1 protein-coding gene is annotated in these 1,200 nt (G+C 39.4%); it reads right to left on the reverse strand.

Annotation, left to right across the window (positions count from 1 at the left end; genetic code table 11):
* Nucleotides 1-329 (reverse strand): ATP-binding cassette domain-containing protein (locus DMB45_RS14575; protein ID WP_146216466.1); only part of this gene is annotated, 329 nt, incomplete at its 3' end.
* Nucleotides 330-1,200 lie beyond the last annotated feature (871 nt).

Below are 1,200 nucleotides of genomic sequence, written 5' to 3' on the forward strand. Positions count from 1 at the left end.
TCCGGGACGTGACGCAAGCCGGCACAATACTCCAGGTACTCCGTCACCGTCAAATCCGGGTGCAAGGGCGGCGTCTGGGGCAAAAAGCCGATATGCCGTTTCGCCTCTACAGGGTTCTCCCGGATACTCACTCCCTTGATATAAACGTTTCCTTCCGTCGGACGCAAGACACCGCACATGATATTCATCGTGGTCGACTTACCCGCGCCGTTGGAACCCAACAGGCCATAAATACCGTTCTTGGTAATCTCGAAATTAATATCCCGTACCGCCCACTGGATCGTGTAACGATGGGATAAATTTTCTACTTTTACAATTGATTCTTCCATACAATAGATTTACTTATAATTGTGATTAAAATGCATCCGTTTCAACATAACAACTTATCGAAAGTATATTTTCCCTGTATCTGTTTTGCTCAAAATAACTTCTATAATAGGTAAACCTATTTTTTTCAGAAACTTGTACAAAGAGATACGACAAGATACCCCTGCTATCTTCTTTACATAAGTTTAATAAACAATTTTAGATTCCCACTGATTTTGTCACTCTCTTTTTGCCTTACAAACACTCTTTGCATACAAAAACCAGCTCTCGGTAGCTGTAGAAGAAAAAACTTGTTTACAATTCTCATGATTATTGTTTTTACACAAATACTACATCCGGCTAACAAAAATAAATAAATAATTTTTTATTTTAATACACTCGATAGTGAAAAATATAAAAAATTTTACATGCACATCTCCAATATTTTATCACCGGACCGGTAAAATAGAGTATAAAATCCTATTTATCCGTTTCCATATCATGCTCAATCCTTATTGAATCGACGATTCGACCCAAAAAACGAGAGGGATCGTTCGTCTCCAAACGATCCCTCTTTAGATCAACATTACAAGTCAATACGGCTAATTACACACTACAAAATTTCCCCTCGGTTTATTTAAAAATTCTAACCATATTGTCCAAAAATCATCGCCGTCTCCCGCCGGGTAGCAAGGAAACGAGCGATGAGTAAAAATCACCACGCAACTACTATCGCCCTCTTCTCCGTATCCATATAAATATGGCTATGAAAATTAAAATAGCAGACAGTACTCCCATGAACATGATCTTCGTGATATACATACCGGTCTCGCTCGGGTAAACTTTATTATCCGGCGGTGTCGGACGACGTACATCGATAGGCACTTCCTCGTT

It is taken from the genome of Sanguibacteroides justesenii, assembly GCF_003204205.1.
GTDB classification, from domain to species: Bacteria; Bacteroidota; Bacteroidia; order Bacteroidales; family Marinifilaceae; genus Gabonibacter; species Gabonibacter massiliensis.